This is a genomic window from Intrasporangium mesophilum, from assembly GCF_054783095.1.
Window position 1 is genome coordinate 1 of sequence record NZ_BAAGRF010000057.1, and the last position, 16,974, is coordinate 16,974.

The 16,974-nt window shown below is 70.9% G+C and carries 16 protein-coding genes; 7 read left to right on the forward strand and 9 right to left on the reverse strand.

Annotated elements, in window-relative coordinates:
- The first annotated feature begins 209 nt into the window (after positions 1 to 209).
- The gene (locus ACYVLP_RS24105) at positions 210 to 731 is read left to right on the forward strand and encodes a hypothetical protein (RefSeq protein WP_460629821.1); all 522 of its coding nucleotides are present in this window, start codon (positions 210 to 212) and stop codon (positions 729 to 731) included.
- A 127-nt stretch (positions 732 to 858) separates the two neighbouring features.
- On the opposite strand, the gene ACYVLP_RS24110 is transcribed toward ACYVLP_RS24105, so the two are convergent.
- The gene (locus tag ACYVLP_RS24110) at positions 859 to 1,335 is read right to left on the reverse strand and encodes a Fur family transcriptional regulator (RefSeq protein ID WP_460629822.1); all 477 of its coding nucleotides are present in this window, start codon (positions 1,333 to 1,335) and stop codon (positions 859 to 861) included.
- A 43-nt stretch (positions 1,336 to 1,378) separates the two neighbouring features.
- Between ACYVLP_RS24110 and tdh the strand changes: the two genes are divergently transcribed.
- Together tdh and ACYVLP_RS24120 are read left to right on the forward strand one after the other, a co-directional pair.
- On the forward strand, positions 1,379 to 2,416 hold the full coding sequence (gene tdh / locus ACYVLP_RS24115; RefSeq protein ID WP_460629823.1) for an L-threonine 3-dehydrogenase: 1,038 nt from the start codon (positions 1,379 to 1,381) through the stop codon (positions 2,414 to 2,416).
- A gap of 1 nt (position 2,417) precedes the next feature.
- Positions 2,418 to 3,071: an alpha/beta fold hydrolase gene (locus ACYVLP_RS24120; protein ID WP_460629824.1), complete on the forward strand. Its 654-nt coding sequence runs from the start codon at positions 2,418 to 2,420 to the stop codon at positions 3,069 to 3,071.
- Here the strand turns inward: ACYVLP_RS24120 and ACYVLP_RS24125 are convergent.
- Positions 3,058 to 3,429: a hypothetical protein gene (locus ACYVLP_RS24125; protein ID WP_460629825.1), complete on the reverse strand. Its 372-nt coding sequence runs from the start codon at positions 3,427 to 3,429 to the stop codon at positions 3,058 to 3,060. The genes ACYVLP_RS24120 and ACYVLP_RS24125 overlap by 14 nt on opposite strands.
- Positions 3,430 to 3,566: 137 nt before the next feature.
- Here ACYVLP_RS24125 and ACYVLP_RS24130 point away from each other — a divergent pair, with 137 nt between their 5' ends.
- Complete coding sequence (locus tag ACYVLP_RS24130; protein ID WP_460629826.1) at positions 3,567 to 4,127, forward strand: dihydrofolate reductase family protein; 561 nt, start codon at positions 3,567 to 3,569, stop codon at positions 4,125 to 4,127.
- Here ACYVLP_RS24130 and ACYVLP_RS24135 read toward each other — a convergent pair.
- From ACYVLP_RS24135 to ACYVLP_RS24150, 4 genes are all read right to left on the reverse strand, one after another.
- Positions 4,117 to 7,233, reverse strand: coding sequence for a CHAT domain-containing protein (locus tag ACYVLP_RS24135; protein ID WP_460629827.1), 3,117 nt, complete (start codon positions 7,231 to 7,233; stop codon positions 4,117 to 4,119). The genes ACYVLP_RS24130 and ACYVLP_RS24135 overlap by 11 nt on opposite strands.
- 3 nt (positions 7,234 to 7,236) lie before the next feature.
- Entirely contained in the window at positions 7,237 to 8,064 is an 828-nt protein-coding gene (locus tag ACYVLP_RS24140) for a caspase family protein (protein WP_460629828.1), read from the reverse strand.
- A 96-nt stretch (positions 8,065 to 8,160) separates the two neighbouring features.
- Entirely contained in the window at positions 8,161 to 8,613 is a 453-nt protein-coding gene (locus tag ACYVLP_RS24145) for a TIGR03668 family PPOX class F420-dependent oxidoreductase (RefSeq protein WP_460629829.1), read from the reverse strand.
- Positions 8,600 to 9,088, reverse strand: a complete 489-nt coding sequence (locus ACYVLP_RS24150; protein ID WP_460629830.1) for a pyridoxamine 5'-phosphate oxidase family protein — start codon at positions 9,086 to 9,088, stop codon at positions 8,600 to 8,602. Before ACYVLP_RS24150 ends, ACYVLP_RS24145 begins: the two co-directional genes overlap by 14 nt.
- A gap of 362 nt (positions 9,089 to 9,450) precedes the next feature.
- Here ACYVLP_RS24150 and ACYVLP_RS24155 point away from each other — a divergent pair, with 362 nt between their 5' ends.
- Complete coding sequence (locus ACYVLP_RS24155; protein WP_460629831.1) at positions 9,451 to 10,644, forward strand: glycine C-acetyltransferase; 1,194 nt, start codon at positions 9,451 to 9,453, stop codon at positions 10,642 to 10,644.
- Positions 10,645 to 10,666: 22 nt separating this feature from the next.
- Here ACYVLP_RS24155 and ACYVLP_RS24160 read toward each other — a convergent pair whose 3' ends face one another.
- Entirely contained in the window at positions 10,667 to 11,098 is a 432-nt protein-coding gene (locus ACYVLP_RS24160) for a pyridoxamine 5'-phosphate oxidase family protein (protein ID WP_460629832.1), read from the reverse strand.
- 108 nt (positions 11,099 to 11,206) lie between these two features.
- Here ACYVLP_RS24160 and ACYVLP_RS24165 point away from each other — a divergent pair, with 108 nt between their 5' ends.
- Complete coding sequence (locus ACYVLP_RS24165) at positions 11,207 to 13,249, forward strand: NAD(+) synthase (RefSeq protein WP_460629833.1); 2,043 nt, start codon at positions 11,207 to 11,209, stop codon at positions 13,247 to 13,249.
- Between the two features lie 10 nt (positions 13,250 to 13,259).
- Positions 13,260 to 13,763 (forward strand): GNAT family N-acetyltransferase, encoded by a 504-nt coding sequence (locus tag ACYVLP_RS24170; RefSeq protein ID WP_460629834.1) that lies wholly within the window; start codon positions 13,260 to 13,262, stop codon positions 13,761 to 13,763.
- A gap of 20 nt (positions 13,764 to 13,783) precedes the next feature.
- On the opposite strand, the gene ACYVLP_RS24175 is transcribed toward ACYVLP_RS24170, so the two are convergent.
- A complete protein-coding gene (locus tag ACYVLP_RS24175; RefSeq protein ID WP_460629835.1) occupies positions 13,784 to 15,946 on the reverse strand; it encodes a DEAD/DEAH box helicase in 2,163 nt (720 codons plus the stop codon).
- A 244-nt stretch (positions 15,947 to 16,190) separates the two neighbouring features.
- The gene (locus ACYVLP_RS24180) at positions 16,191 to 16,949 is read right to left on the reverse strand and encodes a VIT1/CCC1 transporter family protein (protein WP_460629836.1); all 759 of its coding nucleotides are present in this window, start codon (positions 16,947 to 16,949) and stop codon (positions 16,191 to 16,193) included.
- Between the last annotated feature and the right edge of the window lie 25 nt (positions 16,950 to 16,974).

A 16,974-nucleotide genomic window follows, 5' to 3' on the forward strand; every position in this document is an offset into this window, starting at 1 on the left:
CGCCACTCACCGGACCAGCCGGAACCCTCACCCAATCCCGGAACCCTGACGGTGATCAACCGCCGGAGTCCCTTACATGAGCGTTTGGTCCGACAGCGCACCCAGCGCACCCACGCGTCCCACCCCCTGACCCGCACCCCGACTCCTGGCTGCACCCCTTCCACTCGAGTGAGCAGCTCGTCCCAGGCGTCCCGCGCTACGCTCCGACCATGAGCGAGCCGCCTCACGACGAGCACGTTCGGACCGTCCCGGTGCACCACGACCCAGAGCTGCGCCGGGACGCACTGACGATGGCGCTCTATGTGGCGATCGGTCTGATCGGTGCCCTCTCGCTGTTCGACACCACGCTGGCCGGGACCACCGCGCTGCGCCTCGTCGAGACGATCTGGGGCATCACGCTCGGTCTCGTGCTCGCCCACGTCTTCGCCTTCGTCGTCGCTGCACACGTCGCGGGCGAGGGCTCCCTGCGCCGCCACGACGGTGAGGCGGCAGTCGCCCACCTCGTCGGCGGGCTCGCCGTCGCGATCGTGGCGACCCTCGCGGTCCTGCTGGTGCCCGAGTCCGCCGAGCTGCGCATCGTCCGGCTGGTGCTGGCGGCGTTCATCGGTGCGGTGGGCTACCTCGTGCGCCGGAGCAACGGCGCGTCGGTGAAGGGCGCGCTGCTCTTCGGCTTCATCACGATCGTGCTGGCCCTCATCGTCGCCCAGATCAAGGTGAACCTGTCGCACTGACGCCCGACTACAGGATCCAGCCCCGACTGGCTCCGGTAGGCGGTCTCGCGGTCCCGGCCCACGAGGTCCAGCCCGGGTCGGATCGGGTAGGCGCGCGACCGCTGTTCGCACCGACCGCCCCTCTCGCTCAGCTGTGCGAGGCGCACTCCCGGCACGTGCCCAGCAGGGCGGCGTGGCTGGTGTCGAGGGTGAACCCCAGCGTCTCGCGCAGCCGGGCCGCCACACCCTCGAACGCCTCAGGAGGGACGTCGAAGACCTTGCCGCAGTGGTGGCACTGGACGTGCGCGTGACCGGGTGCGGTGGCCGGCTCGACGGTCTCAGCGCCCGCGAGGTGGTAGACGACCGCCGAACCGCCGAGGTGCACGTGAGACAGGATGCCGATCTCCGACAGCGACGTCAGCGTCCGGTAGACCGTCGCCCGGTGCACCGAGGGCTCGACCTCCGCGACGCGCGCACCGATCTGCTCCGCGGTCAGGTGCTCATCGGCGTCCGCTGCGTCGAGGACCCGCAGGACGGCATACCGCGCCGGGGTCACGCGCTCGCCCTCGGCGCGCAGCCGAGCGACCGCGTCGGCTACCCGCTCGCCTTCGACACTGCTGGTCACCACAGCATTATCGGGGTGAAACGGCGGGTGGCAGACTCTCCCTGTGCGTGCCCTCACCAAGCTGACCGCAGGCCCCGGACTCGAGCTCCTCGACCGGCCCGAACCCACCTGCGGCCCCACCGACGTCAAGATCCGCGTGCTCCGGGCGGGCATCTGCGGCACCGACCTGCACCTGGCCGGCTGGGACGACTGGGCCGAGTCGACGGTCCGGCCCCCACTCGTCATCGGCCACGAGTTCTACGGCGAGGTCGTCGAGGTCGGCGAGGACGTCACCAGCGTCCAGGTCGGTGACCGCGCCTCCGGCGAGGGGCACGTGGTGTGCGGGGTCTGCCGCAACTGCCGCGCCGGGCGGCGGCACCTGTGCATCCGCACACAGGGCATCGGCGTCAACCGCGACGGCGCCTTCGCCGACTACGTCGTCATCCCGGCCTCGAACGTCTGGGTCCAGCCCCCCGACCTCGACCCCGACCTCGGCGCCGTGTTCGACCCGCTCGGCAACGCCACCCACACCGCGCTGCAGTGGCCGATGGTCGGTGAGGACGTCGTCATCACCGGCGCCGGCCCGATCGGCGTCATGGCTGCCGCGATCGCGCGGCACGCGGGAGCGCGCTATGTCGTGGTGTCCGACGCCAGCGACTACCGGCTGGCCCTTGCCGAGCACGCCGGCGCCGACCTCACCATCAACGTCACGCGGGAGTCGCTCGCCGACGCCCAGCGTCACCTCGGGATGAAGGAGGGCTTCGACATCGCCCTCGAGATGTCGGGAGCCGCCCCGGCCGTAGCCGACCTCATCTCGAACATGAACCACGGCGGCCGGATCGCGCTGCTCGGCCTGCCGCACCAGTCCTACGACCTCGACTGGGGCAAGGTCATCACGCACATGATCACGCTCAAGGGCATCTACGGCAGGGAGATGTACGACACCTGGTACGCCATGTCGCAGATGATCGCGACGTCGGAGCGCTTCCGCGCGGCGGTCACCCAGGTCATCACCCACCGGTTCCCTGCGGAGCAGTGGGAGCAGGCGTTCGAGACCGCACGGTCGGGCCAGTGCGGCAAGGTCGTCCTCGACTGGAGCTGAGGTGAGCCCGGACCCCCGACCTCGCCCGCTCGTGCTGCTGCACGGGCTCGGCCAGTCGCCGTTCGTGTGGCAGGACTTCGTCTCGGCGCTCGGCGCGAGTCGCCCGATGAACGCCCCGTGGATGCGTGGCCTGCGCCCCAAGGACCCCGTCGGTTTCGACCTGGCCGCGGCGGCCGCCGGCGTCGCCGACGACCTCGACCTGCAGGGCATCCGACAGGCCGACTTCCTCGGCCTGTCGATCGGGGCGAGTGTCGCCCTGCGCATCGCGGTCGAGCGTCCCGACCTCGTCGGCCGGCTCGTCGTGGGCGGTCCCCTGATCCGGCCGTCCAGGACCGCGCTGCGGATGCAGAAGCTCGCCATGCGGCTCGTGCCGGAAGCCAAGCTCGTCGACGCAGGCGTCTCGCGCCCACGGATGCTGGCGGTGTTCGACTCCTTGAAGGACTTCGACGGCACGGAGTCGCTGCGTCAGGTGTCCGCCCCGACCCTCGTCGTGGCGGGCGCCAAGGACCGGACGGGTGTTGCCGCGGCGCAGCAGCTGGCTCACCTTGTGCCCGGCGCCGAGCTGTCGGTCATCGACGGGGCGGGATCGGTGCTCAACACCGAGTCGCCCCGCCAGCTGGCCGACGTGACCGAAGACTTCCTCAGCAGAGGTTGATGCCGCCGGCGTCGAGCAGCCGGGCGATCTTGTCCTGGTCGGTGACGGCCGGGACCATCCAATCCCTGCCGGCCACCGAGTTGACCGCGTTCTTGCACTCGAACGTGCTGACCCGGCGGTCGAGGTCGACCGACTGCTCGTAGAACGCCGCCTCGAGCGGCTGGCCCTTCTCGTCCGTGCAGGTGACCTTGTGCTCGGCGACCGACCCGCTGGCGTCGTCCGGGCAGACGATCGTCGCGACCGCGGACCAGGCGGGGTGCTGGGGGTCCACCGGTGCCGCAGCGGGGGAGCTGCCGCAGGAGCCGAGCAGGAGCGCGCCGATGACGGCGGCGGAGGCGTGGGGGAGTCGACGGGGCACGGGAGCTTCCTGGTGGGAATGGAGGGGAGCCGCCCGACCTCGTGAGCCGGGGCAAACCCCGGTAACTCTAGTCGTGCTCAGGCGATTCGCCAGCCGGGAGGAAGCCCGCACGCACGCGGGCGTGACAGAGTCAACACATGGGAAGGCTCATCTACACGGCGATCGCATCGTTCGACGGCTACGTCGCCGACGAGACCGGCGGCTTCGGCTGGGCCGCGCCTGACGTCGAGGTGCACCAGTTCGTCAACGACCTCGAACGTGACACCGCCACCTACCTCTACGGGCGCCGGCTCTACGAGGTGATGGCCTACTGGGAGACGGCCCCGACAGACGCCCCCGACACGGATGCCGGGGACGACTATGCCCGGATCTGGCAGGCGGCCGACAAGGTCGTGTACTCCACGACGCTCACCGAGGTGCCGACGCGCCGGACCACGCTCGAGCGCGTCTTCGACCCGCATGTGGTCGCGGCGTTCGTCGCCGGCGCGGACACGGACGTCAGCATCGGTGGCCCCCACCTGGCGGCCCACGCCCTGCGGGCCGGCATCGTCGACGAGATCCGCATGCTCCGGGTGCCGGCGGTCGTCGGCGGCGGCACCGCCGCCCTGCCGGACGGCATACGGCTGGATCTCGAGCTGCTCGACAGCCGACGCTTCGCGGCGGGCACGACGTATGCCGCGTATGCCGTCAGGCGTTGAGCGGCCCGTCACCTGCCGTTCCGCTCGAGCTCCCCGAGCCGGCGTCGCCCGTCCCCGCGTCGCCGTCGATGGCGACCAGCCCGTCGTGCAGGGTGCGCAGGAAGGTCGCCCGCCCTCGGGCCTCCGTGCCGGCCATGACGATGAGGAAGTCCACCTGGTCGCGGACCTGCCGGAGCTGTTCCTCGCTGCCCAGCTCGCTCGCCCTGCGGTAGAGGTCGAGCGCCTCCTCGGCTTCGTCGGCCGTGGCGCGCGGCCCCCACAGGGCATCGAGCACCTTGAGGTCTCCGTAGACCGCGACGCTCCAGAAGGTCGGCGCCAGGTACGCCTCCTCCTTCGCCGCGGCCATGCACTGGTCGATGAGGGCCCTGGCGGCATCCTTGCGAAGCAGCTCGCGGCCGTCGACCGGTCGCCAGCGCAGGGCCAGCTCGGCCGCCAGCCAGTTCGCCAGGGCGCCGTGGCGGCGGCGGTCGCCCGGCCCCGCGGCGTCGCGGGCGGACCGGTACCACTCGGCCATCTGCTCGAGCGCCTGGTGCGTCCGTGTCCAGTCCCTCGCGCGAGGCGCTGCGCCGGGCCGGTCGGGACAGGTCACCAGGGCCAGTCGCTTGTAGGCGCTCGCCACCCGCCAGAGCCGGTCGACGGTCAGCCCGTTCGACGCCTTGCCCGTCGGTGCCTCGGTGCCCAGGACGAGTGCCGCAGGGTTGTCGAGCAGGCTGCGCAGCTTGTCGATGGCCGCCTCGATCGTGGCGGCGGCCTGGTCGACGGCGCCGCCGTCGGACGTCGCGGTGGCGGCCGAGCGGACGACCTGGTCGATCCATACCTCGAAGTCGTGCACGGTCAGGGCAGTGCCGCCGTGCTCGAGGGTCCGCTCGAAGTACTCGGTGGCATGCGTGAAGTCGCCGAACTTGTTGTAGGTGCGGGCGATGAGCACCTGAAGGTCGTCGTCCTCGCGGTCCGCGGGGGACAGCTCGTCGTAGAGCTCGGCGAGCCGCTTGAGGCCGGCACGGGTGTTGCGGCTGACGTCGACCGACTGGCTGAGGTTCTCGATCTCGACCCGTGCCTGCTCGGCGCTCGCCGGCGGACGGTGCGTCCCGCTCGAGTGGTGCACGACGGCGTCGGGGGCCAGGCGGTAGTCGGGGTCGCCGTAGCACTGGTACGCGCCCCACGTGTTGACCGACTGGTAGTCGTTCCACGTCTGCCACCGGGCGGCACTGATCGCCTCGCCGAAGGTGGCTCCGCCCAGCAACCGGTCGTAGAGGGTGTTCGCGAAGGTCGAGGCCGCAGCGTCGTCCACCGCCCATCCGCACGCGACGACGGCACGAACGCCGATGTCGATGAGCTCGGTCGCGAAGCTTGCAGCCAGCCGGTGGTAGGTGCCCGTCTGCGGAGTGTCGCCGCCGGGGCCGATGGCGCCGAGGTGGCAGCAGTTGACGACGACGAGCTCGGGCACCTGACGCATCTGGCCGATCTCGCCGGCGGTGAGATACATGCCGTTGCCGAGGACCATGCCGGTCACCGTGGCCTGGGTGCCGTCACCGATCGGCCACTGGTAGACGCCGTGCCCGGCGAGGTGGACGACCCGGTAGGGGCCGTCGAACAATGACTGGACGACCTTGGTGCCGCTTTCGGCCACGATGGGATTGGCCTCAAAACCATTGGAACGCAAGGCCTTTGCAACGTCTTTCGCCTCCTGCTGAGCCGCCGGGAGAGCGCTGAGCCCGCTCGCGGTGTCGCCGACGACGAGCGCCCGGCTGTTCGTGGCCGACAGCACGTGGCTGCGCATGGACGAGCCCTCGAGCTGGCGCACGAGGCCGCGGCGCACGCCGAGCGGCTGTCGGTCCTCCTCGGTGCCGTGGTCGTCGAGCAGCTCCCAGGGATAGTGCGCCGACCCCGGGTCGACGACCAGGACGAGGTTGTCGGTGTCGGGCGCCTGCGCCTTGAGCTCGTTCGGGAAGAGCAGCTCGAAGAGGGTCCGGGCCGCGGACGGGTCCGGAGACGGCGAGTCGACGAGGGACTCGACGAGGCGGTCCACGAGGGCCCGCTGCGTCGGCACGGTCCGCGTCGGAGTGCCGGCTCGGCGCACCGACGCCTCGAAGGTCAGCCCGCCGTCGTCCTCGCTGCGGACGCGGACCTGCTGCCACCACCCGGTCGGCTCCTGGAAGAGCAGCCGTCGCTGTCGCCCGGGGCGCGCTTCGAGGCGCAGGTCGGCGGTGAACGACGACGCGAGCTCGCCACTCGTCAGAGACGACTCGAGCGCCTCGACCGCCTGCAGGGCGCGGTCCTGCCAGATCTCGATGATCTCGATCTCGGCCAGGTGCACGGGCAGGTTGGTGTCGGCGAGCCGGTCGTTGGCACGCTGGACTCCGGTGAGCAGGGCCTGGACGCTGTCGCGCACCGGGAGACCGCCGGAGCCCGTGCCGATGAGCAGCGTCGACAAACACAGCGTCTGAACGTCCGATGTCGGGCGCGCAGGGCTGCCGCCGACGTGGGCGAGGGCCGCGGTCAGCGCGCCGTGGGCGACCGCGCGGGCGAGTGAGGCGGCACTCAGCGCACCGAGCGGCCCGAGCCCCGCGACGATCGCCCCCGGCGGCCGCGTCCACTCGTCGGGGTCGGTGAAGACCTGGCAGGTCTCGAGCGGACCGGGGTAGATGCCGAGCAGGGCTGCCCGCGACAGGCGTCCGTCGAGCAGCTCGTCGAGTGCGGCCTCGCCACCGATGAGCGTGCTGCCGGGGTAGTGGCCGACGAGCACATGATGCCGCGCGAAGCGCAGGTCGCCGTGCGACACCCGCACCCGCGTGGCCGGCCGCGGGTCGTCGTCGGGCGGCTCGGGAGCCGGTCCGGCGACCTGAGGCGCATCACTTGGCGCCTCGCTTCGCTGCGGCGCGGGCCGCGGCGCCTGTGAGGCGTTGCCTTCCTCCGCTCCGCTCGCTCGTTCCTCGCTCGCTGCGCTACGTCCAGGCAACGCCGGCGCCGCGGCATCGGGCACGGGTGGCGGCGTGGCGCTGGCGGGCTCCTGCGGCGGTATGCCGTCCGTGTCCTGGCCAGGCACCTGGCCGTTGTGCGGTGGCTCGGGCTCGAGCGGGGTTGTGCTGTTCGCGACGGTGGACATGCATTACTCCATGGCGGAGAGGAACTTCTGGTCGAACCGCGGTGCCCGGCCCTCGAGCTGGGGCACCTGGTCGTAGCTGTCGCGCAGCCCGGCGAGCGTCGCGGCATGGATCTCGCGGTAGGTGCCATCCGGCTGGTCCTGGATGGCGCGCACGAGGTAGTAGGTGAGCGCCCCGTTGAAGGTGCCGGCGATGTCGGCGTCGGCGGAGGTCTGGTCGTCCCGGCAGCCGGAGATCAGCGTCTCGGTGATGTCCACGTCGTGGACGTCGTCGGGGCGGCGGCGACGGCCGACCCGACGGGGTGTGCCGGTGAAGCCGCCGCCGCGCTCGACGTCATCGGGGTTCGGCAGGAACCGCGAGATGATCTCCGGCTCCGGTGTGCCCGGCGGACGCGGCGGCTCGCGCGTGTTGCTGCCGGAGTGGCAGCAGTCCATGACGACGGTGAGGCTCGCCCGCGGGTCGAGGCGGTCGAAGGTCGCCCGCAGCCAGTCGTCGGTGAGCGGGTCGTTCCAGTCGAGGTCGTGCGGGCAGAGGATCTCGTCGCGGTGGTCGGCTTCGTCACCGCTCGTGTCGGGCACGTTCGAGCCGTGGCCGGAGTAGTGCAGGTAGAGGATGTCGCCCGCTGCCGCGCCGTCGACGAGGGCCGCGATCTGCTGCTCCATCGCCGCCTTCGTGGCCTGCTCGTCGAGCAGCAGCGTCAGGTCCGACGGGGCGAAGCCGTGGACCTGCTGGAGCGTCTCGGCGATGTCGTTGACGTCGTTGACGCAGCCACGCAGGTCGGCGCCAGGGATGGCGTACTTGTTGACGCCGATGAGCAGTGCCCGCTTGGCCATGACGCGCTCCTTCGTCGGGCACGCCGCAACCCGACGCGACGGCCCTGCACCATCAGTGTTCTCCGCTGGGGCGGCTGATACACGTGGTTCGAGGGTTTACGTCTGGTTCGGCTGCGCGGCGCTCCACGCGGCCCAGCGCTCCACCTCGACCCGGATCAGCGGGCCGAGGTGGTCCGCATCCGCCTCCTGGGGGTACTTCGCCCGGAGCGCGATGACCGCCGCGTCACCAGCGACCGTCGGGACCCGCTCGACCGACGCGCTTCCGTCGGCGCGCACCCACCACAGGCGGTCCCAGTCCTCCTCGTAGTGGTCCACGACGAGGCTGACCCTCGGGTCGGCCTCGATGTTGGCCAGGCGACGGAGGCGGCGCGTGGACTTCGGCTTGGCGTCGACGGTGATCCAGACCACGTCGGCAGGCCGCTCCAGGACGAACGTGACGGGCACGAGGTGGGGTCGGCCGTCGGGGTTGAGCGTCGCCAGCCGGGCCACCCGCCCGGCAGCGAACCGCTCGCGCACCCACGGCGCGACGGCCGGCTCACCCAGAGGCATGCTCCATCATGCGCTCGATGGCGCTGGGGAACCTCGTCTCGAAGTCGAGCATCCCGACCCACTCTGGGGTGACGTAGATCCGCGCCATGTGCGACATCATGGCCCCCAGGGTGGCCAGCCACTGCCGCCCGGCCTCATCGCCGAGGCTGCGGATGGTCATCTCTTCGTACTCAGGGGCGATGCCCTCGACGACGTCGGTCCGGATCGTGCCCCGGACCATCAGCACCTTGTACGGCATCTCGTCCGTGTCGATGGTCACGGCCACCCTCGTGCCGGCGACCAGCGCCTGCATCTTCGGAGAGTCCGTCGGCGTGCCGAAGACGATCTCCGTGCCGTTCCAGTGGAATCCGATCGGGATGACCCGCGGCGACCCGTCGGTCCACGTGTAGGCCAGCCGGGCCGGGCGCGGAGACCGCAACAGCCGCTGCGCCACCGGGTCGTCCAGAAGGCTGATGGTTCCCTGCCTGCTCGTCATGATGAGCTCCTCCTACTCGAGCCGAGCGACCCGAGGGATCGGGCTGTCTCCCAGCGTCCTCCCAGACTGCGAGGTCCGGAGGCGTTTACCCAGATGTCCGTCACGGCGCGACTGTTGCGAACGATGGGTGGGGGGCCCAGAGGGTGGGCCGCTCGAACGTCCCGGCGCCCCGAGTGCCCTTCAGGCAGCCCTCAGATTCTGCTCCGAAATACGGAGCAGAATCTGAGGGGGCTGGACCTGCCATCCGCCGGCTGCGAACAAGGCCTTCGACGGGGCCCGGTGCGCCCGCGCGGTGACCGGGTGCGAGCCGGGCGGCATACGCTGGGGGGCGCTACCAGCCCGCCGACGCGCGAAGGACACCGATGTACGGCTCAGTCAAGGACGAGATCGCAGTGACCCTGCAGGAGATCAAGGACGCCGGCCTCTACAAGAACGAGCGGGAGCTGACCTCTCCCCAGTCGTCCCACGTCACCACGCTCAAGGCAGAGGCACTCAACTTCTGCGCCAACAACTACCTCGGGCTCGCCGACGACCCGGCGATCGTCGACGCGTCGAAGAAGGCGCTGGACGAGTGGGGCTTCGGCATGGCCTCGGTGCGCTTCATCTGCGGCACCCAGACGCTGCACACCGAGCTGGAACGGAAGATCAGCGACTTCCTCGGCACCGAGGCGACGATCCTCTACTCGTCCTGCTTCGATGCCAACGGCGGGGTCTTCGAGGTCCTCTTCGGCGCCGAGGACGCGATCATCAGCGACGAGCTCAACCACGCGTCGATCATCGACGGCGTCCGTCTCAGCAAGGCGCAGCGCTACCGCTACCGCAACGCCGACATGGACGACCTCCGGGCCCAGCTCGAGGCCGCGGTGGCGGCGGGTGCCCGCCGCAAGGTCGTCGTCACCGACGGGGTCTTCTCGATGGACGGGTCCTACGCCCCGCTCGACCGCATCTGTGACCTGGCCGAGGAGTTCGGCGCCCTGGTGTTCGTCGACGACTCCCACGCGGTCGGTTTCGTCGGGGCCGGCGGCCGCGGCACGCCGGAGCTCTTCGGGGTCCAGGACCGCGTCGACATCATCACCGGCACGCTCGGGAAGGCGCTCGGCGGCGCCTCCGGCGGCTACGTGTCGTCGCACCGCGAGGTCGTCGACCTGCTGCGGCAGCGGTCGCGCCCGTACCTCTTCTCCAACTCGGTCGCCCCCGGCGTCGTCGCCGGGTCGATGGCCGCGCTCGACCTCGTTGCCTCGTCGGCGGAGAAACGCGAGATCCTGGCCCGCAACACCGAGCTGTTCCACCGCCTGATGACCGAGGCCGGCTTCGAGCTGCTCCCCGGCACCCATCCGATCCGGCCGGTCATGTTCCCCGGCGAGGACGGTGCCCGGCGGGCCGCGCAGGTCGCCGACCACATGCTGACCAACGGCGTCTACGTCATTGCCTTCTCCTACCCCGTCGTGCCCAAGGGCAAGGCCAGGATCCGGGTCCAGCTGTCGGCGGCGCACTCCGAGGACGACGTGCGCGCGTGCGTCGACGCGTTCGTCAAGGGACGGGACGCGGTCGGCTGAGGACCTGAGCCGCTGGTGAAGGTCAGTCCGTGTCGACCCGGGCGTGCAGCCAGGGGCGGTGCAGGTCGAAGCGGCGGCCGGTGATCTCGTCGCCGTCGATCTCGACGACGATGTACTTCGGTGTGCCCACCCACGGGCGCATGGGCAGCCGGTCGGCGACCCAGGCGGCCTGTCCGACGAGCTGACGCGCGCGGCCGCGCAGGATCACGCTCGTGGCATGCTCACCCTCGATCTCGTCGACCTCGAACGCGACATCGGCGTTCATCGTCATGCCGAGCAGCTTGCTGCCCTCCATCGTGAGGAACAACAGCCTCTGTCCGTCGACGACGTAGTTGATCGGCACGATGTGCACCTCGTCGAGCAGGTGGAACGCCAGGCGGCCGAACTCGTGAGCGCGCAGGAAGTCCCAGCTCTCCTCGGGGTGGAGGACGTGGATCGGATCGTGACTGGGCATCATCGCCACCTTTCGTCGTTCTACTACCAATGGTAGGAGTGCCCCGGTGAGGGCGCACCCTGTCGCGGCGAGTCTCGTGTCACACCGCACGTGCGATTGACTGTGCCCATGGACTTCTACAGCTCCTACGCCCAGGGGTTCGCCCGGGTCGCGGCCTGTACCCAGCCGATCGTGGCCGTCGACCCGGAGCGCAACGCCGACGCGGTCATCGCGCACGTGCGCGACCTGCACGACGACGGCGTCGCCCTCGCGATCTTTCCCGAGCTCTGCCTGTCCGGCTACGCCATCGACGACCTGCTGCTCCAGGACCCGCTCCTCGACGCCGTCGACGCCGCCGTCGCCCGGATCGCCGAGGCGACCGCCGAGCTACGCCCGCTCGTCGTCGTCGGCGCACCACTGGAGCACGGCTCGCGCGTCTACAACTGCGCCGTGGTGATCCACGCCGGTCGCGTGGTCGGCGTCGCGCCGAAGTCCTACCTGCCCAGCTACCGCGAGTTCTACGAGCGCCGCCACTTCGCCCCCGGCGACGACCAGCGCGGCCAGACCATCGAGGTCGCCGGAGACCGCGTCCCCTTCGGGCCAGACCTGCTCTTCCGCGCGACCGACGTGCCCGGCTTCGTGCTCCACGTCGAGGTCTGCGAGGACATGTGGGTGCCCGTCCCACCGAGTGCCGAGGCTGCACTCGCCGGTGCGACCGTCCTGGCCAACATCTCCGGGTCGCCGATCACGGTCTCGCGTGCCGAGGACCGCCACCTGCTCGCCCGCAGCGCCTCCTTCCGGTGCCTCGCGGCATACCTGTATGCCGCTGCGGGAGAAGGAGAGTCGTCCACCGACCTGTCGTGGGACGGGATGACGATGGTCTACGAGAACGGCGCGCTGATCACCGAGACCGACCGCTTCCCCGAAGGGCCACGCCACTCGGTGGCCGACATCGACCTCGACCTGCTCCGCCAGGAGCGGCAGCGGCAGGGCACGTTCGACGACAACAGGCGCAGCATCGCCGAGCGCATCGCGCCCTTCCGCACTGTCGACGTGACGCTGGACCCGCCCACCGAGGACATCGGCCTGATGCGCAAGGTCGACCGCTTCCCGTTCGTCCCCGACGACGAGGAGCGCCTCGCCCTCGACTGCTACGAGGCCTACAACATCCAGGTCTCGGGCCTCGAGCAGCGCCTGCGCGCCATCGGCCAGCCCAAGATCGTCATCGGCGTCTCCGGCGGTCTCGACTCGACCCATGCGCTCATCGTCGCCGCCAAGGCGATGGACCGGCTCGACCGGCCGCGCAGCGACATCCTCGCCTTCACGATGCCCGGTTTCGCGACGAGCGACCACACCAAGAGCAACGCGATCGCGCTCATGGAGGCGCTCGACGTTACGTGGGACGAGCTCGACATCCGGCCCACCGCGACCCAGATGCTCACGGAGATGGGGCACCCGTTCGGACGGGGCGAGGAGGTCTACGACGTCACGTTCGAGAACGTCCAGGCCGGGCTGCGCACCGACTACCTCTTCCGGATCGCGAACCAGCGCGGCGGCATCGTCCTGGGCACCGGCGACCTGTCCGAGCTCGCGCTCGGCTGGTGCACGTACGGCGTCGGCGACCAGATGTCGCACTACGGCGTCAACGTCGGTGTCCCCAAGACCCTGATGCAGCACCTCATCCGGTGGGTCGTCTCCTCCGGCCAGTTCGAGGACCACGTCGGCGAGACGCTGACCTCCATCCTCGCCACCGAGATCACTCCCGAGCTCGTGCCGACGAAGCACGGAGACAGGCCGCAGAGCACCGAGGCCTCGATCGGGCCCTACTCGCTGCAGGACTTCAACCTCTACCACGTGCTCCGCCGCGGCTACCGCCCGTCGAAGATCGCCTTCCTGTCCTGGCACGCCTGGCACGATCCCGAGGCGGGCGACTGGCCGGCGGGCTACCCGGAGAGCGAGCGGACGGCATACGACCTCGCAACCATCCGCGCGTGGCTGGACGTGTTCATCAAGCGCTACTTCGCCAACCAGTTCAAGCGCTCCGCGCTGCCCAACGGGCCCAAGGTGGTCGCCGGCGGCTCCATGTCGCCGCGCGGAGACTGGCGTATGCCGTCCGACGCGACCGCGGCCACCTGGCTCAACGAGCTCGACGCCAACGTCCCCGAGCAGTGAGGAAGTGCACGTGACCGACAGCGTTCTCGTCCGCGACTACGACGACGCCGACTGGGAGCAGGTCTGGCCGATCATCGAGCAGATCGTGCGGGCGGGCGATACGTTCCCGTACCCCACCGACCTCGGTGAGGCCGACGCGCGGGCGATCTGGCTGGAGAACGGCCCGGGCGGCCGGGCGACCGTCGCGCTCGACAGCCTCGGGCGCGTGCTCGGCACGGCGAAGATGGGCCGTAACCGGCCCGGCCCCGGCGCGCACGTGTCCACGGCCAGCTACATGGTGTCCGCCGCGGCTCGCGGACAGGGCGTCGGGCGAGCTCTGGTCGTCGACTCCCTCGCGTGGGCCCGCGAGGCCGGGTATGCCGCGATGCAGTTCAACGCGGTCGTCGAGGACAACCTCGGTGCGGTCTGGCTCTACGAGGACCTCGGCTTCCGCATCGTCGGAACGGTGCCGGAGGCACACCAGCTGCCCGACGGGCGTCGAGTCGGGCTGCACATCATGTACATCCCGTTCTGAGCGCCCGGCCCAGGCGTCGCTCAGTCGGCCAGCGCCCGGCGGAGCAGCTCGACGAGCGCGTCGAGCTGGACCGTGTCGCCGCTCGTGACGTCGACGTCAGCGCCGTCGAGCGCCCGCGCGGCGAGGCCCTGCTTGGCGTCGATGAGCTCGGCGATCCGGGAGTCGATCGTGCCCGCGGCGAGCAGGCGCCACGCCGTCACCGGCTCGTCCTGACCGATGCGATGGACGCGGTCGATGGCCTGCTGCTGCTCGGCCGCGGTCCACGACAGCTCGGCGAGCACGACGTTGGACGCCGCGTGGAGGTTGATCCCGACGCCGGCGGCAAGCAGCGAGCAGACGGCCACTGAGACGTCCGGGTCGTTCTGGAAGCCGTCGATGGCCTCGGTGCGCTGCTTCGTGGTCTGTTCGCCACGGATCGACACCGTGCGCAGGCCCGCGTCGGCCAGGATCGTCTCGGCGGTGTCCATGACGTCGATGTGCTTGGCGAACAGCACCACCTTGCCGACCGAGTGCGACAGCTGCACGGCATAGTCGGCGGCGAGCTTGGCCTTGGCCTGGCCGATCTTGCGGACGATCGTGAAGACGCTCTCGGAGCTGCGTCCGTCCGCCTTCTCGCCCGGTCCGGACCGCAGCTCGGCCCCCGCCACGCGCCGCATCAGGGCCTCGTCGGGCTCGCCCGAGATCTCCGTGGCGTTCGCCTCTGCCAGCAGGGCGCGGTAGCGCCGGGCCAGCTTGTCGCCCAGCGCGCGCTCGGCGGCCCGGACCGAGCGGCCCAGCTCGTCGTCCAGCTCGACGGTGATGTCGGCGATGCGCTTGTCGGGCAGGTCGCGGGCGACGTCGACCTTGCGGCGGCGCACGATCCCCATGTCGATGACGGTCCGCCGCGCCTCCGGGTAGAACGCCCGGTCAGCCGGGGTGTAGCCGTTGCCGTCGAGCGTGCGGACGATCTCCGGCGACGGCTTGCCGTCCTTGATCCAGCCCAGGAAGCGCCAGATCGCGTCGAAGTCCTTGACGTCGTTGATCAGCGGCGTGCCGGTGAGGGCCATGAGGAGCGGGTTGCCGCCCGGGGTCGTGGCCCGGAGCCGGTCGGCGATCGCGAGCACCTGCTGGGACCGCTGCGACGTGAGGTTCTTGATGAAGTGGGCCTCGTCGACGACCATCGACCGGAAGCCGAAGCTGGAGAGCCAGCCGAAGTGGCGGTCGAGGATCTCGTAGTTGACCACGAAGACGTCGGCGAAGGCGTTGACGTCGGCGCCGTCGCCGTGGATCACGGTGACCCGGCGCTGCGGCGTCCACCGCTCGACCTCGCGGGCCCAGTTGATCTTCACGACGTTCGGCACGACGGCCAGCATCGGGTAGGCGTTCGCGATGGAGGCGGCCATGACCGACTGGGCAGTCTTGCCGAGACCGGGCTCGTCGGCGAGCAGGAACGTGCGGTGACCCTCGAGCACGCTCTGCAGGAAGCGCGACTGGTGGACCATGAGCTGCGACCCGGCCGGGGAGAACCGGTCGATCGGCGGCTTCGGCGGCAGCGGCATCGAGGCCGACTCCCCGCCGGCGCCCTGCTCGAACGCCCGGTAGAGCGGTCCGAGCAGCTCCCAGCCGGCGAGGCGTCCGGGGAGGTACTCCTGCTGCCCGGCACGCGCGACGTCGGGCACGAGGAACGGGTTCGCCAGCACGCGGGACGGCACCGACTGCGGTGTCACCTGGCGGGCCGCGATCTGCGGCGGCACGAGCGGCTTCTGCGGCTCGGGCGCGTGGATGACGAGGTCCTCCTCGGCGAGCTCCGCGCCCGACTCTAGGAGCCAGTCCCGGCGCATCTGCTGGGCTGAGGGGCCCGGCTTGGTGTTCACGTCGAGCAGCGTCAGCAGGCTCGTGTCGCGGGCCGCGATCTGCGCCAGGATCGTCGCGATGCCGTCGAGCCGCTTGAGCAGGTCGGCGCGGGTCGAGGCCGGGATCGTGGCGTCGTCCTTGACCCGGGCTCGCTCCTGCCGCATGAGCAGGGCGACGACGAGGAACTTGGTGCGGTTGGTCGGGCTCGCCTTGCCCTTGCCGGCGACCCGCGACTCGACCTCGCGCACCCGGCGCGCGAGGACGGGAATGAGGGGTGCGGGGTCCTCCCGGCGTGGGGAGTCCTTTCGCTGGCCGGTGTCTGTCGGCCCGCGGCGAACGCGCGTTGGCATGTTCCTCCTGATGACGCGTCGAACACCGAGCCGGCAACCGGGCGACACCATGTCGTGTCGTCTGGAAACCCGGCTCGGGTCCGGGGACGCGCCGTCGCGCGCCCCGAGCCCCCAAGGCCCGTAGGAGACTCGGTCACGCAAGGCGTGCAGTGGAGTCGGCCCCCTGGGCATGCGCCTCGGTCGGGCGCTGGGACACCATCGATGCTACCGCCCCGAACTGGCTGCCGGTGACGTTGGCGACCGGTCAGCCGAGGTTGATGCCGACGATCGCCCCGATCGCGTAGGTGACGCCCATGGCGAGCAGGCCGCCGATGACGTTTCGGGCGATGGCCCTGCCGACCTGGCTGCGGCCGAGCCGCGCGCTGATCCAGCCCGTCAGAGCCAGCGCCGCGGCGACGCTGAGGACGGTCACGACGACGCGGGACGACGCCGGAGCGAACGTGATCGTCAGGAGTGGGAGCATGGCCCCGACGACGAACGACAGCAGCGACGCCCCGGCCGCCTGCCACGGGCTGGTCAGGTCGTCGGGGTCGATCCCGAGCTCGACCTCCGCGTGGGCGGACAGGGCGTCGTGAGCGGTGAGCTCGCGGGCGACCTCCTCAGCGAGCTCGCGGCGCATGCCCTTCTGCTCGTAGAGCTGGGTCAGCTCCTCGAGCTCCCCGTCGGGGTCCTGGCTCAGCTCGTGCTTCTCCATGGTGATCAGCGCGCGCTCCGAGTCGCGCTGGGTGCTCACCGAGACGTACTCACCGGCGGCCATCGACATCGCCCCTGCCGAGAGCGCGGCGATGCCGGCCAGGATGATCGCGCCACGGTCGGTCGTCGCACCGGCGAAGCCGACCACGACGCCCGCGGTCGACACGATGCCGTCGTTGGCGCCGAGCACGCCGGCGCGCAGCCAGTTGAGCCGCGAGGAGACGCTCTCGTCGTGCGGCTCCTCGAGGACGTGGGAGGCCCTGGCGGGCGGAGGCTCGGTGGGCGAAGGGGTGGGGCCGGAGTCGGGCATGTCCCGATCGTGGCACTTCCCGGCG